This is a genomic window from Gulosibacter sediminis, assembly GCF_023370115.1.
Taxonomy (GTDB): domain Bacteria; phylum Actinomycetota; class Actinomycetes; order Actinomycetales; family Microbacteriaceae; genus Gulosibacter; species Gulosibacter sediminis_A.
The window spans coordinates 708,047-729,861 of record NZ_CP097160.1; the positions used below are offsets into that span (position 1 = coordinate 708,047).

Here is a 21,815-nt window from a genome sequence, read left to right on the forward strand (position 1 = left end):
CGCGCCTGATCGTGTGCAACGCCAAGGGCAACTAGGGCACGATCTACCCCTACTTCGTGTGCGCGAGCCGGCATGGCTGAAGGCGCCGCCGAACTCGCCGACCTCGCGTCCCGGAGGACCCATCGCGAAGGCGAGCAACATAAGCTGCTCCAGGCCCACTACGCAGGAGCGATCCCGCCCGACCTCCAGAATCGGATCACCGCGTCGCTGCAGACCATCGAGTCCTGGATCGACGAGGACAACGACGTGCGCGTCGGCTACCGCAACCCGTGCGACGGGCTGAGCGTCCCCGGCCTCCATGCCGACGCCCTGAGCTGGTCCGCCCAAGAAAAGAACGAGGGCCAGGTTGGAACCCTGACCAAGGGCGGACCCTTGGTCGAAAGGTCAAACCTGACCCATTTGGGGTGAGTAACGGGGCTTGAACCCGCGACCTCCTGGACCACAACCAAGCGCTCTACCAGCTGAGCTATACCCACCATGTCGCCGCACCGTTCGCGCGGCAACCACACGATCTTACATCACGATTCGAGCAGGGGTGAAAACTCGTCGACGATGCTTTTCGAAATCTGCTTGAGCGACTCGGTGTCGGGGCCGGGCGCCGACACGATCATGGCCTGGCGGTAGTAGCGCAACTCGCGAATCGACTCGAGGATGTCGGCCGCCGCACGGTGGCCGCCGTGCTTCTCTGGCGACTGGAAGTAGATGCGCGGGTACCACCGTCGCGCGAGCTCCTTCAGCGTCGACACGTCGATGTTCCGGTAGTGCAAGTAGGTGTCGAGTTCAGGCATCTGCTTCGCGAGGAACATGCGGTCGGTACCGATGGTGTTGCCGGCCAGGGGAGCGGTGCGCTCGCCAGGCACGAACCGCTTGACGTAGTCGAGCACTTGCTGCTGCGCCTCCTCGACGGTGACGCCATTCGGGATCTCTTCCGCGAGGCCCGACGTCTTGTGCATGTTCGTGACGAACTCACCCATGTTGTCCATGGCCGCCTGCGACGGCTTGATTACGACGTCGAGGCCCTTCGCGTCGAGCACGTTGATCTCGGAGTCGGTGACGAACACCGCGATTTCGCAGAGCTCATCGACGCCAATGTCGAGACCCGTCATCTCGCAGTCGATCCACACCATGCGGCCATTTTTGTCACTCGAGGCACTCATGCAGTTCATCGTAGTTCCGTGCGGGCCATCTGCCCGTCGGATGTGCATAACTCGCTAGACTGAGATGGTTGCCTCCGTAGCTCAGCGGATAGAGCAGGAGCCTTCTAATCTCTTGGTCGCAGGTTCGATTCCTGCCGGGGGCGCAACTGAGAGACGGAGTCCCGCCGCGCTAGAACGGCGCGGGATCATTGATCGCGTCATAGCTCTGGTCGTCGACGGGTTTGAAGATCGGTCCGACTGGTCTTGGTTCGACGGTGACCCATTCGCCGCGCGGGGTTCGCCACCTGACTTTGCCGCCACCGAGTTGCTCGCACGCCCACGGACGCTGATGTTTCAGCGTGTGGTGTTTTGGGCAGAGGTGTCCCAGGTTTTCGACATCGGTGTTGCCGCCCGCGGCCCACGGTTTCGTGTGATCAAGTTCGCTTTGATGTGCGGGTCTGCGGCAGCCCGGGAATAAACACACTTGGTCCCTGGCTTGCAGGAATCTGCGCATCGATGGGGTCGGGGTGCGGGTATCGACGGTCAACACGTGCCCGGTGATCGGGTCGGTGAAGATTCGTTGGAAGCACTTCGCCTTTGAGACCATGTCGCGGGCCTCGGTCATGCTGACCGGCATCATCCCGTTCAGTGTCGCGACATCACGCGGTGCGTCCGGGTTGAGGAGGTTCAGGACCGGGATGACGATGCTCACCGTCGCGGTCACGCGCGAGTGGCCCTTGGCGTCGTACTCGCGCATGCTCTGCGGCGTCGTGGTGAGGAAGGTCTCGACGAACAGGTCGGCCATCAGCTGGCGCACCGTGCGGGGGTCTTCGATGAACTCGGCGTCTGCAGCAGAGAGTGCTTCCCCGCGTGCTTGTGCGTCGCGGACGCGGCGCCGGTGTTCGTCGGCCTCGGTCACGTGCTCCTCACGGAGCGCTTTGGCTTGCTGCTGCATGAGGTCGTACATCGCGTGGGCCTGCAGCGTTGGGATGTCGGCGGTGATGCGCGACATGCCGAACTCGCGGTCCTCGATCTTGACGTGGCGGGCCTGGTATTCGTGCTCGAACGCGGCCTCAAACTCTTCGGCCCCGAGTTCGGCGGCGAGTTTGCGGGCGTAGGTGTCGGTCGCGGCGACGGTCTCGCCCGTCGCGAACTCGAGCACCTTGGTCGCGTAGTCATCGCGGCGCCCGTCGGGCACGATGCCCGCATGCCGCAACAGCGCGCGAGCATGCCGCATCGTCACCGCCGCCTCGCGGAGTGGGTCGAGCCACACAACAAAATCGGTACCCAGTCGATGCGCGTCATACGCCCGGTTCAGGAGCGCGGTGTCGGACTCGTTCGTGTGAATCCCGAACTCCGCCACGATCGACCGCAGGTTCAACCGCAGCAAATCGTCCGGGCTCGCGACCGAGGAACGTTCCTGCAGTTGCGCGTGCGTCCGGTGCTCTGCGACCGCGTAGGCCTGCGCGAGCCCCATCATCTTCATGTACGCGCCGACTTGTTCAAGTTTCGCCCCGTTCAACACCATGCCCTCAATCGCCGCGAGCGCGTCATTGAGCCCGTCGGTCTCGGGTGGAGGGGTGGTGCCGTCTGGCCGGTGCTTCGGTGCACGACGCATCGGCTCATCAGCATCAGAGCCTGATGGGGGAGTCGTTGCGGTCATCGGGCGTCACCTCCTCGAAGGTGCGTCAATGCGGGGAACCGTTGTCGTAAGTATATACGCATGGAGTCAAGATTGAAGCGCACATACGTTCTAATATTGCCGGCGTGGATGTTCGAGGTTTCGAGCATCCATGGGCCGGTTTTCGACCTAGGTTCACTCTCGCACGAGCCACCGACATGCCCTAGGTGGGCCGGTTTCCTGACGGTTTGGTGGCTGGTTTCAGTTCACCGCCACCCTCCGGCATCGGCATGGCTATCGTGCAGCGTGGGATGGTGTTGGGTAGCGCCGGAGCCATATCAACGTGACCACGCTCTGCTCACAAGGCTGCGGCCTGGCCAACTCGCAGGCGAGCCCCGCGAACTACCCCGCGGCGATCAACCCGCGCGCCGCATCCAGCGCCCGGGCGGCGTCATCGGGGCTGATTGGCACGATCGCCATGGCGGTAATCACGTGGCTCGTGCAGGCCTCGGCCAGTGCATCCTGCGATGCGGCGGGTGCGTTGGGAAGAGCGGCGCGCACTCCCGCGGTCATTGCTGCGCGCAACTCCGCGGTATAGGCGCGGATGGTCTGTGCAACGGCTTCGTCGTGGCTGATCGGCGTGCCGGCAGTGTTGACCAGCATGCATCCGTGCGTCGCCGCCAGCGAACCGCCTCGCAGCAGTGCGGCGCGCAAGCCGACGAGGTAACTGTCGAGGGCGTCTGTTGAAACTTCAGCGCTGGTCAGTGGCTGCAGTCGCGGCCGGATGATCTCGTCGAGATAGCTCTCGACTGCTGCATCGAACAGACCGCGCTTCGAGCCAAATGCGTAGTAGATGCTCGAGCGGTTAAGTCCGGTTGCCTGCTCAAGCTCAGTGAGGGAGGCATTCTCGAAACCGTGCTGCCAGAAGACTGCCCGTGCCGCCCGCACCACCTCGGTGGTGTCAAAGGTTTGGGTGCGACCCATGATTTCCTCCATTGCGTGAACTGACCGGTTCAGTATATTCTAAACCGGTCGGTTCACTATTGAAAGCGTTAGTCGACGCAAGGGGGAGCAACTTCATCATGGTTATTGCAGGTCTCGTACTCGCCGGTATCGCGGCGGTCGTGCACGTGTTCATCTTCTATCTCGAGTCGATCGCCTGGACGGGAGCGCTTGCCCGCAAGACGTTCGGCACCGGCACTGAAGAAGAGGCCGCCGTGCAGAAAGAGCTTGCCTTCAACCAAGGCTTCTACAACCTCTTCCTCGCCATCGCCGTGATCCTCGGCATCATCTTCTACGCCGCGGGCCAGCCCGCCATCGGCGCGACCCTCGTCTTCACCGGCGCCGGCTCGATGGTCGCGGCCTCGCTCGTGCTGCTCATCACGAGTCCCGACAAGGCCGCAGCGGCGCTCAAGCAGGGCGTCATCCCGGCGCTCGGCGTGATCGCCCTCGCCATCGGCGTCGCGCTCTAGCCCGTCCAACCGCGACCGCACCAACAGAAAGCAGGACCTCCATGCCCGCAGCCGTCAGCACCCAGGTTCAACTTGTCGCCCGCCCGCAGGGATGGCCGACGCACGAGGATTTCCGCTACGTCGAGGTCGAGTACACCGACCCCGAGCCCGGCCAGGTTCGGGTGCGCAACGAGTTCATCTCAGTCGACCCGTACATGCGCGGCCGCATGAACGACGTCAAGAGCTACACCCCGCCGTACGTGCTCGGCGAGACGATGACCGGCGGCGCGATCGGCCGCGTTGTCGATTCGACTTCGGATGCGCTGCCCGTCGGCACGCTCGTGCAGCACGACCTCGGCTGGCGCGACATCGCCCAGGCTGACGCCAGCGCATTCCGCGCTGTCCCCGAGCTGCCGGGTGTGCCGCACTCGGTGCGCATGGGCATCCTCGGCATGACCGGCATGACCGCCTACGTCGGCCTCACCGCGATCGCCGGCCTCAAGGAGGGCGACACCGTCTTTATCTCGGGCGCTGCCGGCGCCGTCGGCACCGCCGCGGGCCAGATCGCGCGCCTCCTCGGCGCGAAGCGCGTCATCGGCTCGGCAGGTTCGGCTGAGAAGGTCGCGCTGCTCACCGAGAAGTACGGCTATGACGCCGCCATCAACTACAAGGATGCGCCGGTCCGCGAGCAGCTGCCCGAGATCGCCCCCGAGGGTATCGACGTCTTCTTCGACAACGTCGGCGGCGACCACCTCGAGGCCGCGCTCGACGTCATGAACGACGGCGGCCGCATCGCGCTCTGCGGCGCGATCGCCGGCTACAACACCGATGAGAAGCCCGCGGGTCCCGACAACATGGCAAACATCATCACGCGCGCCCTCTCGCTCAAGGGCTTCACGCTCGGCAGCTACATTCACCTCGCACCCGAGTTTCAGCAGCACATGTCGAGCTGGTTCGGCGAGGGCAAGATTGCCTACGACGAGACGATCGTCGACGGAATCGACCACTCGGTCGACGCGTTCCTCGAGATGATGCGCGGCGCGAACACCGGCAAGATGCTCGTGCGCATCGACCCGGAGGCCTAATCGCCCCTAGTCGAGCACCTCCTGCAACTGCTCGGCGGAGAACACCGAGTCGTCGCCGAACCAATCGCTGACGGCCGCATCCCAGGTGCCATCCTCGTGGGTGCTCGCGAGCCAGGTGTTCACGGTCGCCGCGAATTCGGCATCGTTGAGCGGCAGCATGTAGGCGAGGGTCGCGTCGGTGAACGGGTCGTCGGCGTTGACCTCGCAGAGCTCCGGATGCTCGTGGGCGGCCCAGACGACCTCGGGCGCATCGGTGATCATGACATCGGCGTCGCCCGCCACGATCTGGTCGAAAATCGTGTTGTTGTCGTCGTAGCGCACGATGTCGGCTTCGGGCGCGTTCTCGTCAGCGAACGCCTCGTTGGTGCCGCCGACGGGAGTGATGAGCGTGGTGTCGGGCTGGTTCACTTCCTCCAGCTCGTCGAACTCATCCTCGCGTCCGCACGTCGTGATCGCGGCCTTGCCGCCGACGATGACGGGGTCGCTGAAAGCCACCTGTTCGGCACGCTCGTCGGTGACGGAAATGCCGCCGACCGCGATGTCGCACGAGCTCAGGAAGGTCGACATGAGGTCAGACCACGAGGTCTTGACCCACTCGAGTTCGACGCCGAGGTTTTCGGCGAGGTCCTCCATGAGGGCGACGTCGATGCCGGTGCGCTCGCCGGTGTCGGGGTCGTCATAGCTGAACGGTCGATAGTCGCCGGTGTAGCAGGCCTGCAGCACGCCGTCTTCGAGCGCAGCGGACTCGGCCGTGGCAGTGGCCCCCGCATCCTGGGTCGCCGCGTCCGTCGAGGCGGTGTCGCCGCCAGACTGGCAGCCGGTGAGCGCAAGCGCCGCGATCGCGATCGGCACGAGGTATCGACGTGGCTTCTTCATGCGTGTCTCCTTCGTCACGTAGTGCGGCCGACCCTAGCAAACGACACTTGTCGGCCCGGATGCCCAGCCTCCGCCGAGCGCGAACGGCCACCTCGCGTTCGGGCACGGCTGCAAAGCTGAAGGTATGAACCTGCTTCTGCTCGGCGGCACCGCCTGGCTCGGCCACGCGGTCGCCAAAGCCGCCATCGGCGAAGGCCACGACGTCACCTGCCTCGCCCGAGGCAGTGCCCCAGCGCCGGAAGGTGCACGCTTCGTGCGGGCCGACCGCGATGCCGACGATGCCCTGCACGAAGTGAGCGAAGAGCGCTGGGATGCCGTGGTCGACCTCGCGAGCGAGCCCGGTCGGGTGCGCCGCGCGGTGCGCGCCCTCGAGCCCGTGGCTGCCAAATACGTCTTCGTGTCGAGTTGCAGCGCCTACGCGAGTCACGCGACGATCGGAGCGGACGAGTCGACCGAGCTGCTGCCTGCGCTGGAGGCCGACGCGATGGCGAGCATGGAACAGTACGGCGAGGCGAAGGCCGCGTGCGAGCAGGCCGTCCGCCACGCCTTCGGCGAGCGGCGCGCCGCAATCGTGCGGCCCGGGCTCATTGGTGGCCCCGGCGACCCGACTGGCCGCACGAGTTACTGGGTGCGCCGCTTCGCCGCACCCTCGAACGAAGAGGCGCAGGTGCTCGCGCCCGATACCCCCGAGCTTCCGACCGCGATCATCGACGTGCGCGACCTCGCCGACTTCATCGTCGCGCTCGCGGCCGGCAGCGCAACTGGCGCGTTCAATGCGCTCGGCGACGCGCATCCGCTGCCCGCCCACCTCGACTCCGCCCGCGCCGCCGCCGGCAGCCCGGCCGAGATCGTGGCCGCGCCCGAAGCATGGCTCCAAGACCGCGAGGTCGCGCAGTGGATGGGCCCGCGCTCGCTGCCGCTCTGGATCGCCGCGCGCGACTGGTACGGCATGAACGCGCGCTCGACCGAGCGGGCCCGCGCGGCCGGGCTCACGCTGCGGCCGCTCGGCGAGACGCTCACCGACTCGCTGCGCCACGAACTCGAGCACGGCATCCCGAACCCCCACGGCGCGGGCCTGACCGACGCTGAGGAGCGCGAGCTGCTCGCCGACTTTGCGAACGCCAAGTGGTGACGCGCATCGCCATCAACGGCCACGACCTCTCCGAGGAGGTCGAGGGCGACGGCTCGCTCGAATTGATGAGGCTGCAGCAGACCACGCTCGCCGCCACCCACCGCGTGCACGCCTACGAGCGGGACGCCGTGGACCACTTCGGTGCCGCCGTATCGCAGGACGGGATTGTTGGCATGCAGCGAGTGGTGGTCTGACCTGACTCGATGTCGTGGGGGTGGCGGCAGGGATTCTAGGTAAGCGTTGCCTGGGTGAAAGTTTTCGCGTCAGATGTCGCGCATCGTGCAAAACTAGGCGCATGCGAGAGGCACAGGCAGCGATCATCGAAGCACTCGACGTGAAAGCCGAGATTGACCCCGGCGCGGAAATTGAAGCCCGCGTCGCATTCCTCCACGACTACGCGGTCGCCACCGGCAGCCACGGCTTCGTGCTCGGCATCTCGGGCGGGCAGGACTCGAGCCTCGCGGGCCGCCTCGCGCAGCTCGCGGTCGAGCGGCTGCGAGCCGAGGGGCACGACGCCAAGTTCACCGCAGTGCGCCTGCCGTATGGCGTGCAGGCCGACGAGGCGGATGCGCAGCTCGCCCTCGAGTTCATCCAGGCTGACGACGCGGTCACGTTCAACATCAAGCCCGCCGTCGATGGCCTCGATCACGGCGCCGATGGTCTCACCTTCGCCGACTTCACTCGTGGCAACTCGAAGGCGCGCACCCGCATGGTCGCGCAGTACGCGATTGCCGCCGAGCGCCGCGCGCTCGTCATCGGTACCGACCACGCCGCCGAAGCGGTCACCGGCTTCTTCACGAAGTTCGGCGACGGGGCCTGCGACCTCACGCCGCTCACCGGCCTCACGAAGGGGCAGGGGCGGCAGCTGCTCGAGCACCTCGGCGCGCCCGAGCGGCTCTACCTCAAGCAGCCCACCGCTGACCTGCTCGACGGCACGCCCGGCCGCGCCGACGAAGACGAACTTGGGCTCAGCTACGCCGACATCGACACCTACCTCACCGGCGGCGAGGTGGCCGACGAGGTCGCCGAGAAGCTCGAGGGCTACTTCTCGCGCACGCGCCACAAGCGCACCGTGCCGGTGACGCCCTTCGACACTTGGTGGCGCTAGCCGCGAGCTACATGCGCCGTAGCGCGTCGAACGCCTCGTCGAGGTCGTCAAACGTGCCGAGGTCGAAGAAGCCGCGCCGGTCGGCGGTCATGCGCATGACCGCGACCTCGGCGCCGCGCCGCTCGAGGTAGCCGACGATGGCGCCGGCTGGCTGCGATACGCGCCAGCGCGTCTCGGTGAGTTGGTGGATGCGCAGGCCCGCGCGTTCGCGGATGAGGTCGGTGGTTCGGGGCAGAAGCGTGACGGTCATTTCGATTCCCTTCGCAATGGCGCCTGCGGCGCCGCGTGCTGCGTACTCGCACGCTAAGCCGAGCCTCCGACACGTTCGCGAGGTCGCTCGCACTTGGCGGCCGCGCAGCAAGGGCGCCTAGCATTGAGGCATGACTACGACGTACGTTCTTGCCGGTGGCTGCTTCTGGTGCCTCGATGCGGTGTACCGCAATGTGAAGGGCGTTGAGGACGTCATTTCGGGCTACACCGGTGGCACCGTCGAGCACCCGAACTACGAGCTCGTCTGCACCGGCAGCACCGGCCACGCCGAGGCTGTCAAGGTCGTGTTCGACGAGTCGGTGATTCCGGGCGACGTCATTCTCGACATGTTCTTCACGCTGCACGACCCCCGCCAGCTCAACCGGCAGGGCAACGACATCGGCACGCAGTACCGCTCGGCGATGTTTCCGAGCGACGAAGACCAGTGGGAGCTGTTCGAGGCGGCCGTCGAGCGCGCGAACGAGATGTGGGGCGGCGGCGTCGTTACCTCGCTCGAAGACGCCGACGTGTTCTACGACGCCGAGGACTACCACCAGGACTTCTTCGCGAAGAACCCCGGTCAGGGCTACTGTCTCGCGGTCGCCGTGCCCAAGGTGAACAAGGTGCGCGCCGGCTTTACGGAGTGGATGAAGTAAGCCGCGCCGCCTCGGCCTCGCGCACGACAACGTCGAGCGCGTCGCGCACGGCCGAGATCGCGGGGTGGCCCTGGCTCGCCTCCCGCGCCGCCGTGAACAGGGTGCGCCTAGGCGCACCCTCGAGTTCGAGCAGCCGCACCCGCGGCGTCGAGGTGTGCACGAGCGACGGCAGCAGCGCGACCGCGTTGCCCGTTTCGATGAGCCGCACGTGCGCTTGGAGGTCAGCGGTCTCGAACCGCACATCCGGTTCGAACCCCGCCAGCCGGCAGGCCTGCTCGGCCCAGTGCCGGGTCGCGGCGCCCTGCGGCTCCATCACCCAGGGCAGCCCAGCCGCATCGGTGATCGACTCGACCCGGTCGAACTCGGCGACGCCGCTGCCGAGCGGCGGCACCGCAAGCTGGATGCGGTCGGTCGTCAGCGGCACGCGGTCGAGCCCTGGGATGTGCCGGGTCGCGTGGTGCGGGTACTGCTCGGCGACGACGAGGTCGAAGCTGCGGGCCCAGGTCTCGCTCAGCGCGGCGCCGGGCTCATACTGCACGAGTTCGACGCGCAGGTGCGGCGCCGTCTCACGCAGGTGGCGCAGCGCCGCGGGGAACAGCGCGAGCACCGCGGTCTGAAACGACGCGACGCGAATCGTGCCCGTGATCTCGTCGCCGGCGGAGTGGAGCATCGCTTCGGCGCGCTCGAGGCCGTTGAGCAGGCCCTCGACCTCGCGCACGAGCGACTCGCCCGCGGCGGTGAACTCGAGTCGCCGGCCCGCCTTGCGCAGCAGCGGCACGCCCGCCTCGCGCTCGAGCAGCGCGAGCTGCTGCGACACCGCCGACGGCGTGTACCGGAGCGCCTCGGCGACGGCCGCGACGGTGCCGCGGGTGCTGAGCTCCCACAGCAGGCGCAGACGCTTCATCTCGAGCAAGGTCGACTCCCGTCGAATACAGTAGAAAAACTGCACCGTAATCGGTACAAGTCGTTACTTTACGTCAAGGTTTCTCGGCGGCACACTTGAGTCAATCCCGGCGACCGCGGGCCAAAGATGGCTTGACTCGGCGCCCCATTCATCGAGCCGTGCTCGATCTGTCGAAAGGCCGATTGTGCTGTCGCACCCCAACGTGACCCGTGATGTTCGCCCGCAAGACCTCGCCGACGAGGTGATCACGCTCGTGCGCCGGTGGCTCGATGAGTCGGCGAAGCAGCCCGTCGACGCCGCTGCCGAACGCCTCGCCGGCGTGCTCCGCGACGAGAACGGCCTCGACTTCACCGTCGGCTTCGTCGACGGCGTCGTGCGACCCGAGGACCTCTCGGCCGCCGCCGCGAACCTCGCGAAGCTCACGCCGATCACGCCGAAGTTCCTCGCGGCACCCCTGCGCGGCGCCATTGGCCTCGGGGGCGCCGCCGGCAAGGTGCTGCCCGGCGTCGTCGTGCCGATCGCGCGCACGGTGCTGCGCCAGATGGTGCGCCACCTCATCATCGACGCGACCGACGAGAAGCTCGGCCCCGCCATCGCGAAGATCAAGCGCGACGATGTGCGCCTCAACATCAACCTGCTCGGCGAGGCGATCCTCGGCGACAACGAGGCGCAGCGCCGCCTCGAGGGCACCCACCGACTGCTCGACCGAGACGACGTCGACTACGTGTCGATCAAGGTGTCGGCCACCGTCGCGCCCCACAACCACTGGTCGTTCGACGAGGCCGTCGACCACATCGAGTCGCAGCTCGTGCCGCTGTTCGAGAAGGCGGCGGCCGCGACGCCGCGGAAGTTCATCAACCTCGACATGGAGGAGTACAAGGACCTCGACCTCACCATGGCGGTGTTCATGCGCATCCTCGACCGCCCTGAGTTCCGAAACCTCGAGGCCGGCATCGTGCTGCAGGCCTACCTGCCCGACGCGCTCGGCGCGATGATGCGACTGCAGGAGTGGTCCGCCGACCGCGTCGCGATCGGCGGGGCGCCCGTCAAGGTGCGCGTCGTCAAGGGCGCGAACCTGCCGATGGAACACGTCGACGCGATGATTCACGGCTGGCCCCAGGCCACGTGGTCGACGAAGCGCGACAGCGACACGAGCTACAAGGCCGTGCTCGACTACGCGCTGCGCCCCGAGCACGTGCAGCACGTGCGGGTCGGCGTCGCCGGCCACAATCTCTTCGACGTCGCGCTCGCGTGGCTGCTCGCGAAGGCACGCGGCGCCGAGTCGGGCGTCGAGTTCGAGATGCTGCTCGGCATGGCGACCGGCCAGGCCGAGGTGATCAAGCGCGAGGTCGGCTCGCTGCTGCTCTACACCCCGGTCGTGCACCCGAACGAGTTCGATGTCGCGATCGCGTATCTCATCCGCCGACTCGAGGAGGGCGCGAGCCACGAGAACTTCATGTCGGCCGTATTCGAGCTGCACGACTCGCCGATGCTGTTCGACCGCGAGCGCGACCGCTTCCTCGCCTCGCTCGCCGAACTCGAGACCATCACCGGCGACGGCTCGGAGGAGCACTACGCGGTGCCGCTGCCGAACCGACGCCAGGACCGCCGCGAGTTCGACGACGCCGGCCTCGAGGCGCGCGTCGACGCGTGGACCGCCGGCGGTATCGACGGCTTCCACAACACCCCCGACACCGACCCCGACCTGCCGGGCAACCGAGCCTGGGGCCGCGGCATCGCTGAGCGCATGGTCGATTCGCAGCTCGGCACCGAGCTCGTCGGCTCCGCGCGCATCGCCGACGAGGCCGCGCTCGACGAGGTCATCACCCGCGGCGTCGAGGCCCAGCAGACCTGGCAGGACCTCGGCGTGGAAGAGCGCACGCGCATCCTGCACCGCGCCGGCGAGCGCCTCGAGGCCCGCCGCGCCGAGCTGCTCGAGGTGATGGGCTCGGAGTGCGGTAAGACGCTCGACCAGGGCGACCCCGAGGTGAGCGAGGCGATCGACTTCGCCCACTACTACGCGAGCCTCGGCCAGGCGCTCGAGCATGTCGACGGCGCAAGCTATGCGTCGAAGCGCCTCATCGCGGTGATTCCGCCGTGGAACTTCCCGACGGCGATCCCGGCCGGCGGCACCCTCGCAGCGCTCGCGGCGGGCGCATCCGTCATCTTCAAGCCCGCCTCGGCGGCGGCCCGCACCGGCGCCGTGATGGTCGAGGCACTCTGGGAGGCCGGCGTGCCCCGCGAGGTGCTGCAGTACGTGCAGTTCGCCGACCGCGGCCTCTCGTCGAAGCTCGTCGCCGACGAGCGCGTCGACCGCGTGATCCTCACCGGCGCCTACGAGACTGCGGTGCAGATGCGCGAGCTGCGCCCCGCCCTGCCGATCCTCGCCGAGACGAGCGGCAAGAACGCAATCATCGTCACCCCGCACGCCGACCTCGACCTTGCGGTGAAGGACGTCGTGAACTCGGCCTTCGGCCACGCCGGCCAGAAGTGCTCGGCTGCGTCACTCGTCGTGCTCGTCGGTTCGGTCGCAAAGTCGAAGCGCTTCCGCCGCCAGCTGCTCGACGCGGTGAACTCGCTCAAGGTCGGCACCCCCGACCGCCTCGAGAGCCAGATGGGCCCGATCATCGCGGCGCCGAGCGGCAAGCTGCTGCGCGGCCTCACGACGCTCGGCGAGGGCGAGTCGTGGCTCGTCGAGCCGAAGCCGGTCGAGCACGCCGGCCCGCTCGCGAGCGACGCCGACGGCAACGTCAAGCTCTGGACCCCGGGCGTGCGCGAGGGCGTGCGCCGCGGCTCCGAGTACCACCTCACCGAATACTTCGGGCCGATCCTCGGCATCATGACCGCCGACACCATCGACGAGGCAATCGACATGGTCAATGAGATCGACTACGGCCTCACCTCGGGCCTGCACTCGCTCGACCGCGGCGACCTCGCGACCTGGCTCGAGCGCACCGAGGCCGGCAACCTCTACATCAACCGCGGCATCACCGGCGCGATCGTGCGCCGCCAGTCGTTCGGTGGCTGGAAGAAGTCGGCAATCGGCCCCGGCACGAAGGCCGGCGGCCCGAACTACCTGCACGCGCTCGGCGAGTGGGCGGATGCGCCGGTGACGGCTGCGCCCGCGGCACCCCGCCCGCGCGTGGCCGAGTTGCTCGCCGCGGCGGAACGCGCTGGCGTCGCGGGCAGCGACCTCGAGTGGCTGCGCGACGCCGCAAGCTCCGACGCCCACGCGTGGAACGACGAGTTCGGCATCGCCCGCGACGCGTCGCAGCTCGGCGTCGAGCGCAACCTGCTGCGCTACCGCTCCGTGCCCGTCACGGTGCGCATCGCGGCCGACGCCGTTCTGCGCGACGCCGTGCGCGTGCTCGCGGCCGCGCTCGCCGCCGAGTCGACGCCGACGGTGTCGACCGCCACCGCGTTGCCCGCCGAAATCGCCGAGCAGCTGCGCGGCCTCGGCGCCACCGTCGTGGTCGAGGACGACGACATCTGGCGCGGCCGGGTCGCCCGCCTCGCCGCGCAGGATGGGCCGCACGCCGGGGCGCGCATCCGCCTTGTCGCGGGCGCCTCGCACGCGGCCGAGCACGCCGCGATCACCGAGGCGAGCGCTGGCAAACCCGACATTGCCGTGTACTCCGGTGACGTCGTTCGCGCCGGGCGGGTCGAAATGCTGCCACACTTGCGTGAGCAGGCGGTCTCCATCACCGCCCATCGATTTGGCACACCGAACCATCTGTCGGAGGGGCTCATTTAGCCTCCGACGGCCTATCGTCCGACTATCCTGGCCGTGCCGCGGCCGCCCAATAGAGAGAGAAAGGTGACAACGGTGTCTGACCAGGTGTATCTCTACATCGCACTCGGAATCTATTTCGCCGCCATGCTGCTGATCGGCTACCTCGCGTTCCGCCGCACCAGCGACCACGAGGACTACATGCTCGGAGGGCGCGGCCTGCCCCCGTGGGTGGCGGCGCTGAGCGCCGGCGCCTCCGACATGTCGGGCTGGCTCATCATGGGCCTGCCCGGCGCGATCTTCTTGAGCGGCCTGCTCGAAAGCTGGATCGCGATCGGCCTGCTCATCGGCTCGTACCTCAACTGGCGCCTCGTCGCACCGCGACTGCGCGCCTACACCGAGGTCTCGCGCAACTCGATCACGATCCCGAGCTTCTTCGAAAACCGCACGCGCGACCGCTCGCGGCTGCTGCGCACGGTCTCGAGCATCATCATCCTCGTGTTCTTCACGCTCTACGCGTCGAGTGGGATGGTCGCCGGCGGCAAGTTCTTCGAGTCGGCGTTCGGCGGTGACTACACGCTCGGCATGATCCTCGTCGTGGTCGTCACGCTCGCGTACACGCTGTTCGGTGGCTTCCTCGGCGCCTCGCTCACCGACGTCGTGCAGGGCCTCATGATGGTCATCGCGCTCATCGTCGTGCCGGTCGTCGCGCTGTTCACCATCGGCAACTTCCAAGAGACGACGACGCTCATCACCGAGAACAATCCGGTCGCGCTGTCGCTGTTCGGCGATGGCTCGCTCTCGACGTTCGCGGTCGTGATGTTCATCCTCTCGGGCCTCGCGTGGGGCCTCGGCTACTTCGGCCAGCCGCACATCATCGTGCGCTTTATGGCGCTGCGCTCGCCGCAGGAGGCTGCCTCCGCGCGCCGCATTGGCACGAGCTGGCAGTTCCTTTCGCTCTTGGGTGCGGTCGTCAGCGGCCTCGTCGGCATCGCGTACTTCGCGAAGTTCGGCGATGGCCCCTCCGACCCCGAGACGGTCGTGCTGCTGCTTTCGCAGGTGCTGCTGCACCCGCTCGTCGCGGGCCTCGTGCTCGCCGCGGTGCTCGCGGCCATCATGAGTACCTTGTCGAGCCAGCTCATTGTCTGCTCGTCGGCGCTCGTCGAGGACACCTACCGTGCGCTCAAGAAGACCCCGCCGAGCCAGAAGAACCTGCTCTGGCTGGGTCGCGTCGGCGTGCTCGTGGTCGCGATCATCGCGGGTATTCTCGCGATCAGTCCGAACGACTCGATCCTCGGCCTCGTGAGCTTCGCGTGGGCCGGCTTCGGCGCCGCCTTCGGCCCGATCGTGCTGCTCAGCCTCTACTGGCGCAAGCTCACGAACTGGGGCGCGCTCGCGGGGATGATCGTCGGCGCGGTCGCGGTATTCGTCTACAAGGCGATTGACGCGGCGCTCGGCATCGGCCTCTACGAGCTGCTGCCCGCGTTCATCCTCGCCCTCGCGACGGCGATGATCGTGAGCATTGCGGCGCCCAAGCCGAACGAGGAGATCGAGCGCGAGTTCACCGAAACCGGCGCGATCGTCGCGATTCGCGACCGCAAGGACGCCGCGGATGCGGCTGCCGCGCGGGTCGAGGCACGTCGCGTCGCCGCCGAGCAGGCCAAGCGCCAGTAGGCACCGCCCCACCTTCGCGGTGCGCTCCCGGTTAGTCGATTGGCAACCGGGCGCGCACCGCGAAGCCGTTTCCCCGCTCGGAGCCGGCAGCGAAGGTGCCGCCGAGGGCCTCGGTGCGGCCGCGGAGCCCCGCAAGGCCGAGCCCTGCGCCCGGGCTCGGTTGCACTGGCCTCGACTCGTCGGGCGACCCATTCACCACCTCGACCTCGAGTGCGTCGGATGCGCGGCGCAGCTCCACGTGAATCCTGGCGCCGTGCGAGTGGCGCAGCGCGTTACTGATGCTCTCCTGCACGATGCGGAAGGCGGCGAGGGCGACGGTCGCCGGAATCTCGCGCGCGGCGGCGTCGCCGAGCCCGTCGATGTACTCGACTTCGGCGCCGCTCGCGCGAGAGGATTCGATGAGGTGGTGAAGCTCGGCGAGCGTCGGCTGCGGGGCGAGCTCGGCGTCGCCGTCGCCGCGCAGCAGCCGCAGCAGGCCACGCATCTCACCGAGGGCACGGCGCGACGAGTCGGCGATGGTGTCGAACTCGTCGACGACCTCGGGGACGAGGTTGGGCAGCCGATACTTCGCGGTCGTGGCCTGCACGCTCGTCACCGAGAGGCTGTGCGCGACTACGTCGTGGAGCTCCTGCGCGATGCGGTTGCGCTCCTCAAGCTCGGCCCGCTTGCGCTGCTCCTGCGCTGTCAGTGCGCGCACCTGCTCAATCTCGCCGCGGTTCGAGCGCAGCGTGCGAGCCACCATCGCGAGCACGGCCACGCCCGCCGCGATCGACGCGAAGGTCGTGAAGTTGGCCAGCGCGCCGCCGGTGCCGCCGCCCGTGCCGATGAGTGCGCCGGCGAGGCTCGCGCCGCTGAGCACGACCCAAGTGAGCACCGCGAGGTACCAGGGTCGCCGCAGCCCGACGATCGCGATGACGAGCACGCCCGCGACGATGCCGGTCGCCGGCACGGGCCACGGCAGCCCGGGCGCCGGGGCCGACGCGAGCGCCGTCGCGAGTAGCCCGATCGCGGCGACGATGGTCGAGGTTACCGGCAGCCGTACGGCGAGCACGACGGCACCCGCGGTCGCGAGCGCGAGCGCCCCGGCGAGGGCGGCGTGCACGCCATAGATCGCGGCGAGCACCGGCCAGGTCACGGCGAGCAGCGTCACGCCCGCGATGCCGCCGAGCAGCCACGACCAATCGACCCGGCCGAGCACAAACCTCGTGACGTGCGCGTCGAACCAGGCGAGGCCGTGCAGCACCGCGGGCAGGGTCGCGAGAAAGGCGAGGCCGAGCACGAGGTTGATGACGATGTCGAAGAGGTTGCCGTCGAACCAGGCCGCGAGCTGCGCGTCGGGGAACACGAGACCAAACAATTCCGCCATGCTGCCGCCGCCCTCCGGCAGCGACCAGCTCCACACCCAATAGGTGAGGCCGCCGACCGCGACGAGCGGCCAGCAGAAGGCGAGTAGTCCCGTCGTGAAGCGCAGCGGCATCGTCACGAGCAGCTCGAACACGAGGTCGCGCCACGCGCCGGGGCGGCGCAGCTCGCGCAGCAGCCCGCCGAATCCCGGCTGCCGCGGCGGCACTTCCTCCTCGGGCACCTCGAGCCCCCATGCCCGCACTCGGCCGCGCGAGCGGTCGGCGAACCAGGTCGCGAGGCGCAGCGTGATGGGCAGCAGGGCCGCGCCGACCCAGATGATGAACGTGCCGACCGACAGCGAGAACAGCGTGATCAGCGAGGTGAACGACGCGAGGGCAAATACGGGGCCGGGCAGGAGGTAAGCAAAGTCGCGACGCAGGGTGGCGGTGGAGTGCTGACGCGATTGCATGAGATTCCTTTTCGTCTGCGGTGGTCGTGCGTGTCGTGCGCAGGCACCATACGGGCGAATCCACCGCGTGGACGTCACTGTACGGAGTGATCGCGACCGCTACCTTTGGGGGAGCCCGCGCCCCCGCCGCCGACCTACGCTGGGGAGCATGAAGCAGAACACGGCCGAATCCGGCATCCGCGTGCTCATTGTCGACGATCAGGCGATGGTGCGGCAGGGTTTCGGGGCGCTGCTCGACGCGCAGGGCGACATGACCGTTGTCGGCAGCGCGGGTGACGGCAGCGAGGCGGCCGCGCTCGTGCGCCGCACACAGCCCGATGTCGTGCTCATGGACATCCGCATGCCGAACATGAACGGCCTCGAGGCGACCCGGCAGATCCTCGCGCTGCCGGGGGAGCAGCATCCGCGCGTGATCATCCTCACGACCTTCGACGCCGACGAGTACGTGTTCGAGGCGATTCGTGCGGGCGCGAGCGGCTTTCTGCTCAAGGACGCGACGGCGGATGCGCTCGTCGAGGCCGTGCGCGTCGTCGCGGGCGGCGAGGCGCTGCTCGCGCCCGCGATCACCCAGAAACTCATCGCCGACTACGCCGCCCGCCCCGCCGCGCCTCGCGACTCGGCCCGGCTCAACGACCTCACGGCGCGCGAGCTCGAGGTGATGCAGCGCATCGCGCGCGGCATGTCGAACGCCGAGGTCGCCGGCGAACTGTTCCTTGGCGAGCAGACCGTGAAGACGCACGTCTCCCGCGTGCTCCAGAAGCTCGGGCTGCGCGATCGAACGCAGCTCGTCGTCGCCGCGTATGAGTCGGGCCTCGTGCGGGTGGGCGACGCGCCCGACTCGACCCAAAGGTAGGGTCCTCGGCCACCCGATCGGGTGGCGCGCGCTCCGCGACCGCGGCCATACGTTCCTCGCACATCGAAACGAGGAGCACCCCATGACCGTCATCACGACGAAGCCCAGCCCACCGCGAGCCAGCCACCGAGACGGCGCGATCGACCTCTTGCGCGCCGCGAGCCTCATCACGGTGGTGACGCTGCACTCGCTCATGGTCGGCGCCGAGATCGCGGCGAACGGCGAACTGCGCACGAGCGTCGCGCTCGTGGGCGAGTCGTTCTTCGTGCCGATCACGTGGGTCACCCAGATGATGCCGCTGTTCTTCATCGCGGGCGGCTTCGCCTCGTTGAGCCAGTGGCGGCGGATGCGCGAGCGCGGCGAGGGCTGGCGGGCGTATGTCGCGGGCCGCTCGCGTCGGCTCGTCGTGCCCGCCGCCGTGATGATCGCCGTCGTGGGCGTCGCGATCACGTTCGCCGGTGAGCTCGGCCTCGCACCCGAACTCGTGGGGGAGGCGAGCCTGCGGGCCGGGCAGCCGCTCTGGTTCCTCGCCGTCTATCTCGGCGTCACCGCGCTCGTGCCGGTGACGAGCTGGCTGCACGAACACCACCGCGCGGCGACGCTCATCGCGCTCGCCGGCGCCGTCGTCGCGGTCGACGCGCTCGCGGCGGCAACGGGGATGCCTGGGCTCGCCTACGCGAACCTCGCGTTCGTCTGGCTTTTCGTGCACCAGCTCGGCTACCTGCTGCTCGACGGCGAGGTCGGCCCGGGCGCGCGGGGGAGCGTCGCGCTGCCCGTAGCCGCGTTCGTCGGCGTGCTGCTCTGCGTCGCGACCGGCGCCTCGGCCGACATGTACGAGAACCTCAACCCGCCGAATGTTGTGCTCGGGCTCTACGGGGTCGTGTCGTTCGGGCTCGTGCGGCTCGGCAAGCCATGGCTCGATCGCATCGCGGCCAGGCCAGGTGTCGCCCGAGTTTCGGCTGCGCTCGGTCCTCGCTCGATGACCATGTATCTCTGGCACATGCCGCTCATGCTCACGCTGGTGGGGGTCGGCTTTGCCCTCGGTGCGCCGATGCCCGAGGTGCACTCACTCGCGTGGTGGCTCACACGCCTACCGTGGCTCGCGCTGGTCGCGCTGCTCGTGTTCCCGCTGGCCGGGCGGCTCGCGCCGATCGAGCGCTGGACGCCCCGGCTCGTGCTGCCGACCCCACGCATCGGCGACCGCGCGCTCGCCGCGCTCAGCGTGACCGCCGGCGTCGTCGGCATCGGCGCGGTGCTCGTGCTCGGCTTCGCGCAGCCGGTCGTCGTGGCCGCGGCGCTCGCCCTGCTCACGATGAGCATCGCGGGTGCCAACCGGCTCACCTCGCCGAAACCCGCAGCTCGCGTTCAGCCAGCACCGCAACCGGGGGAGCTGTGGATGCGCGGCTTTCCACCGCGCGACGGCCGGTAGCTGCGGCGGTCGCCTCGGCCCCGCAAGCTGTGGGTGCGTCCCGGCGCGGAACCACCACCTCGCACGGCACCTCCGCGCCGGGCCGCGCACACTCTCGAACGAAGGAGCATCATGACCGACCACATCACTCTTACCGGCACTATCGGCACCGAACCCGAGCTCCGCAAGGTCGGCGCCGGCAACACGATCGACCGCCTCACCTTCCGCCTTGCGAGCTCCGAGCGCCGCCAGAACCGCGATGGCGAGTGGGAGGACGTGCACACGAACTGGTACTCGGTCACCGCCTTCGGCAAGCTCGCGAACAACGCCAGCGAGGCGCTCGACAAGGGCCAGCGCGTCATTCTCACCGGCAAGCAGCGCGTGACGACATTCGAGCGTTCTGACGGCTCGACCGGCAACGGCATCGAGGTCATTGCCTCGCACGTCGGCCGCGACCTCGCCTACGCACAGCGACCCAAGCCGCAGCAGATCGAGACCCCCTCGGCGAGCGAGCCCGAGCCTGCCGGGGCGCAGCCGGCGTGGGCGAATCTTGCCGACGCCAAGGTCGAGCCGACGTTCTGAGTCGGTCATGGCGCTGGTTGCGCAATGTGACGACCAACTGACGCACGGCGGTAACGCGGCGTCAACGTACGACCATTTGGCGTTGCGCCGTTGCCCGCGACGCCGGAGCGCTGCGAAGTTCGGTGGCAGTTGCCTCCGCAACCCGCGCGAGGTGACGCCGCCAACAGAAAGAGAGCGCCACCACCATGTCTGACACCACGCTGACCTCCGCCCCAGACCAACTGCTGAACCGGTGGCAGGATGCCCCGCGTCCTGCCACCGACGCGGATTGGCTCGCCCGCGCGCAGGAGGTCGCCGATATTCTCGCCGCCGACGCCCTCGAGCGTGACCGCATCGGCGCCGCACCTCACGCCGAGGTCGAACTCCTGAAGGGCGCGGGCCTCGTCACGGTGCTCGGCCCGCAGGAGCATGGCGGTGCCGGTTTGCAGTGGGAAACCGTGCTGAAAATTGTGCGCATCATCGCCCGCGCCGACGGTTCCATCGGTCAACTCCTCGGCTACCACTACCTCTGGGCGTGGGCCGTGCGGCTCGTCGGCACCGAGGGCCAAATCGCGGCGGTCGAGGAGCTCTACACCACCAACAACTTCTTCTTCGGGGGCGCCGTCAATCCCCGTGACAGCGATCTCACGATCGTCGAAGACGGGAACGAACTCGTCTTCAGCGGCCACAAGTCGTTCTCAACGGGTGGCCGCGTCGCCGACCTCACCGTGCTCGAAGGCGTGCTTCAGGACACCGAGACGCACATTTTTGCCATTGTGCCCACAGCGCAGGACGGCATCGTGTTTGCGGGTGACTGGGACAACCTCGGTCAGCGGCTCACCGAATCTGGCTCCGTCGATATCAACGACGTGCGCGTCGACTGGGCCGGGGGCCGCGGGCTTCGTCGACAAGGAGTTCCAGCCGCTGGTGTACAACACCCTCAACGTCCCGGCACTCCAGTCCGTGTTCAACAACTTCTATCTCGGCATCGCCGAGGGCGCGCTCGAGACGGCCGCGGCCTACACCCGCGAGAACACGCGCGCGTGGCCGTTCGGCGGTGAGCACAAGCAGCGTGGCGTCGAGGAGTTCTACGTCCTCGAGGGGTACGGCGAGCTCGCCTCCAAGCTCTGGGCCGATGCCGCGCTGATCGACCAGATCGACCACGAGATTAGCGAGATCCTGCACGCACCACGCGAACAGCTCACCGAGCGCGCTCGCGGCGAGGTGGCCGTGCGCATCGCCGCGGGCAAGCTGCGCATCATCGAGGACGGCCTCGAGGTCGCCACCAAGATCTTCGAGCTCACCGGCGCCCGCGCCAGCGCGAACAAGGTGGGGCTCGACATCTACTGGCGCAACCTCCGCACCCACAGCCTGCACGACCCCGTCCCCTACAAGAAGCACGAAGTCGGCATGTATGTCCTCGTCAACGAGATCCCGCAGCCGACCTGGTACAGCTGAGACCAAGCAAACGGGCAGCGGCGCAACAGAGGTGGCGGCCATGACGCTCCAGTAGTGTGGGTGCGTCATGGCCGCTTCCCGGCCATCGCCTCCAGAGAGT

At 68.2% G+C, this 21,815-nt stretch carries 21 protein-coding genes and 2 tRNA genes; 15 read left to right on the forward strand and 8 right to left on the reverse strand.

Translation table 11 applies throughout. The features are described from left to right. Nucleotides 1–72 precede the first annotated feature (72 nt). Entirely contained in the window at nt 73–408 is a 336-nt protein-coding gene (locus tag M3M28_RS03130) for a hypothetical protein (RefSeq protein ID WP_249387393.1), read from the forward strand. Here the strand turns inward: M3M28_RS03130 and M3M28_RS03135 are convergent. Together M3M28_RS03135 and orn are read right to left on the reverse strand one after the other, a co-directional pair. Continuing rightward, nucleotides 401–476 (reverse strand) — tRNA-His (locus M3M28_RS03135). The two genes, M3M28_RS03130 and M3M28_RS03135, sit on opposite strands and share 8 nt — an antisense overlap. A 42-nt stretch (nt 477–518) precedes the next feature. Next, nucleotides 519–1,157 (reverse strand): oligoribonuclease, encoded by a 639-nt coding sequence (orn, locus tag M3M28_RS03140; protein WP_249387394.1) that lies wholly within the window; start codon nt 1,155–1,157, stop codon nt 519–521. 70 nt (nt 1,158–1,227) lie between these two features. On the opposite strand from orn, the gene M3M28_RS03145 reads away from it, so the two are divergent. Beyond that, a tRNA-Arg gene (locus M3M28_RS03145) sits at nt 1,228–1,300 on the forward strand. 26 nt (nt 1,301–1,326) lie between these two features. Here the strand turns inward: M3M28_RS03145 and M3M28_RS03150 are convergent. After that, nucleotides 1,327–2,799, reverse strand: a complete 1,473-nt coding sequence (locus tag M3M28_RS03150) for an HNH endonuclease signature motif containing protein (RefSeq protein WP_249387395.1) — start codon at nt 2,797–2,799, stop codon at nt 1,327–1,329. A gap of 360 nt (nt 2,800–3,159) precedes the next feature. Next, a complete protein-coding gene (locus M3M28_RS03155) occupies nt 3,160–3,753 on the reverse strand; it encodes a TetR/AcrR family transcriptional regulator (RefSeq protein WP_249387396.1) in 594 nt (197 codons plus the stop codon). Nucleotides 3,754–3,839: 86 nt separating this feature from the next. Between M3M28_RS03155 and M3M28_RS03160 the strand changes: the two genes are divergently transcribed. Together M3M28_RS03160 and M3M28_RS03165 are read left to right on the forward strand one after the other, a co-directional pair. After that, nucleotides 3,840–4,229 carry a DUF1304 domain-containing protein gene (locus tag M3M28_RS03160; RefSeq protein WP_249387397.1) on the forward strand — a complete coding sequence of 130 codons (390 nt, stop codon included), beginning with the start codon at nt 3,840–3,842 and terminating at the stop codon, nt 4,227–4,229. Between the two features lie 41 nt (nt 4,230–4,270). Then, nucleotides 4,271–5,293, forward strand: a complete 1,023-nt coding sequence (locus M3M28_RS03165) for an NADP-dependent oxidoreductase (protein ID WP_249387398.1) — start codon at nt 4,271–4,273, stop codon at nt 5,291–5,293. A 6-nt stretch (nt 5,294–5,299) separates the two neighbouring features. Here the strand turns inward: M3M28_RS03165 and M3M28_RS03170 are convergent, their stop codons facing one another. After that, nucleotides 5,300–6,169, reverse strand: coding sequence for a transporter substrate-binding domain-containing protein (locus tag M3M28_RS03170; protein WP_249387399.1), 870 nt, complete (start codon nt 6,167–6,169; stop codon nt 5,300–5,302). Nucleotides 6,170–6,293: 124 nt separating this feature from the next. On the opposite strand from M3M28_RS03170, the gene M3M28_RS03175 reads away from it, so the two are divergent. The 3 genes from M3M28_RS03175 to nadE all read left to right on the forward strand — a co-directional run bounded on the left by M3M28_RS03175 (nt 6,294) and on the right by nadE (nt 8,409). Beyond that, nucleotides 6,294–7,301, forward strand: coding sequence for an NAD-dependent epimerase/dehydratase family protein (locus M3M28_RS03175; RefSeq protein WP_249387400.1), 1,008 nt, complete (start codon nt 6,294–6,296; stop codon nt 7,299–7,301). Next, nucleotides 7,298–7,495, forward strand: a complete 198-nt coding sequence (locus tag M3M28_RS03180; RefSeq protein ID WP_249387401.1) for a hypothetical protein — start codon at nt 7,298–7,300, stop codon at nt 7,493–7,495. The genes M3M28_RS03175 and M3M28_RS03180 overlap by 4 nt, the downstream gene beginning before the upstream one ends. Nucleotides 7,496–7,596: 101 nt before the next feature. Next, nucleotides 7,597–8,409 (forward strand): ammonia-dependent NAD(+) synthetase, encoded by an 813-nt coding sequence (gene nadE / locus M3M28_RS03185; RefSeq protein WP_249387402.1) that lies wholly within the window; start codon nt 7,597–7,599, stop codon nt 8,407–8,409. Between the two features lie 7 nt (nt 8,410–8,416). On the opposite strand, the gene M3M28_RS03190 is transcribed toward nadE, so the two are convergent. After that, complete coding sequence (locus M3M28_RS03190) at nt 8,417–8,659, reverse strand: hypothetical protein (RefSeq protein WP_249387403.1); 243 nt, start codon at nt 8,657–8,659, stop codon at nt 8,417–8,419. A 130-nt stretch (nt 8,660–8,789) separates the two neighbouring features. Here M3M28_RS03190 and msrA point away from each other — a divergent pair, with 130 nt between their 5' ends. Further along, nucleotides 8,790–9,314, forward strand: coding sequence for a peptide-methionine (S)-S-oxide reductase MsrA (gene msrA / locus M3M28_RS03195; protein WP_249387404.1), 525 nt, complete (start codon nt 8,790–8,792; stop codon nt 9,312–9,314). Here the strand turns inward: msrA and M3M28_RS03200 are convergent. After that, on the reverse strand, nt 9,295–10,227 hold the full coding sequence (locus M3M28_RS03200) for a LysR family transcriptional regulator (protein WP_249387405.1): 933 nt from the start codon (nt 10,225–10,227) through the stop codon (nt 9,295–9,297). The two genes, msrA and M3M28_RS03200, sit on opposite strands and share 20 nt — an antisense overlap. Before the next feature lie 193 nt (nt 10,228–10,420). Here M3M28_RS03200 and M3M28_RS03205 point away from each other — a divergent pair, with 193 nt between their 5' ends. Continuing rightward, nucleotides 10,421–13,972: a bifunctional proline dehydrogenase/L-glutamate gamma-semialdehyde dehydrogenase gene (locus tag M3M28_RS03205; protein WP_249387406.1), complete on the forward strand. Its 3,552-nt coding sequence runs from the start codon at nt 10,421–10,423 to the stop codon at nt 13,970–13,972. A gap of 72 nt (nt 13,973–14,044) precedes the next feature. After that, nucleotides 14,045–15,622: a sodium/proline symporter PutP gene (gene putP, locus M3M28_RS03210; RefSeq protein WP_249387407.1), complete on the forward strand. Its 1,578-nt coding sequence runs from the start codon at nt 14,045–14,047 to the stop codon at nt 15,620–15,622. Between the two features lie 31 nt (nt 15,623–15,653). Here the strand turns inward: putP and M3M28_RS03215 are convergent, their stop codons facing one another. Further along, nucleotides 15,654–17,435 (reverse strand): sensor histidine kinase, encoded by a 1,782-nt coding sequence (locus tag M3M28_RS03215; RefSeq protein ID WP_249387408.1) that lies wholly within the window; start codon nt 17,433–17,435, stop codon nt 15,654–15,656. A gap of 148 nt (nt 17,436–17,583) precedes the next feature. Here M3M28_RS03215 and M3M28_RS03220 point away from each other — a divergent pair, with 148 nt between their 5' ends. The 5 genes from M3M28_RS03220 to M3M28_RS03240 all read left to right on the forward strand — a co-directional run bounded on the left by M3M28_RS03220 (nt 17,584) and on the right by M3M28_RS03240 (nt 21,715). After that, the gene (locus M3M28_RS03220; protein ID WP_249387409.1) at nt 17,584–18,288 is read left to right on the forward strand and encodes a response regulator; all 705 of its coding nucleotides are present in this window, start codon (nt 17,584–17,586) and stop codon (nt 18,286–18,288) included. Between the two features lie 82 nt (nt 18,289–18,370). Then, entirely contained in the window at nt 18,371–19,717 is a 1,347-nt protein-coding gene (locus M3M28_RS03225) for an acyltransferase family protein (RefSeq protein ID WP_249387410.1), read from the forward strand. A gap of 111 nt (nt 19,718–19,828) precedes the next feature. Next, nucleotides 19,829–20,278, forward strand: a complete 450-nt coding sequence (locus M3M28_RS03230) for a single-stranded DNA-binding protein (protein ID WP_249387411.1) — start codon at nt 19,829–19,831, stop codon at nt 20,276–20,278. A gap of 185 nt (nt 20,279–20,463) precedes the next feature. Beyond that, nucleotides 20,464–21,318 carry an acyl-CoA dehydrogenase family protein gene (locus M3M28_RS03235; RefSeq protein ID WP_249387412.1) on the forward strand — a complete coding sequence of 285 codons (855 nt, stop codon included), beginning with the start codon at nt 20,464–20,466 and terminating at the stop codon, nt 21,316–21,318. Then, complete coding sequence (locus tag M3M28_RS03240; RefSeq protein ID WP_249387413.1) at nt 21,221–21,715, forward strand: acyl-CoA dehydrogenase family protein; 495 nt, start codon at nt 21,221–21,223, stop codon at nt 21,713–21,715. The genes M3M28_RS03235 and M3M28_RS03240 overlap by 98 nt, the downstream gene beginning before the upstream one ends. The last annotated feature ends 100 nt before the right edge of the window (nt 21,716–21,815 follow it).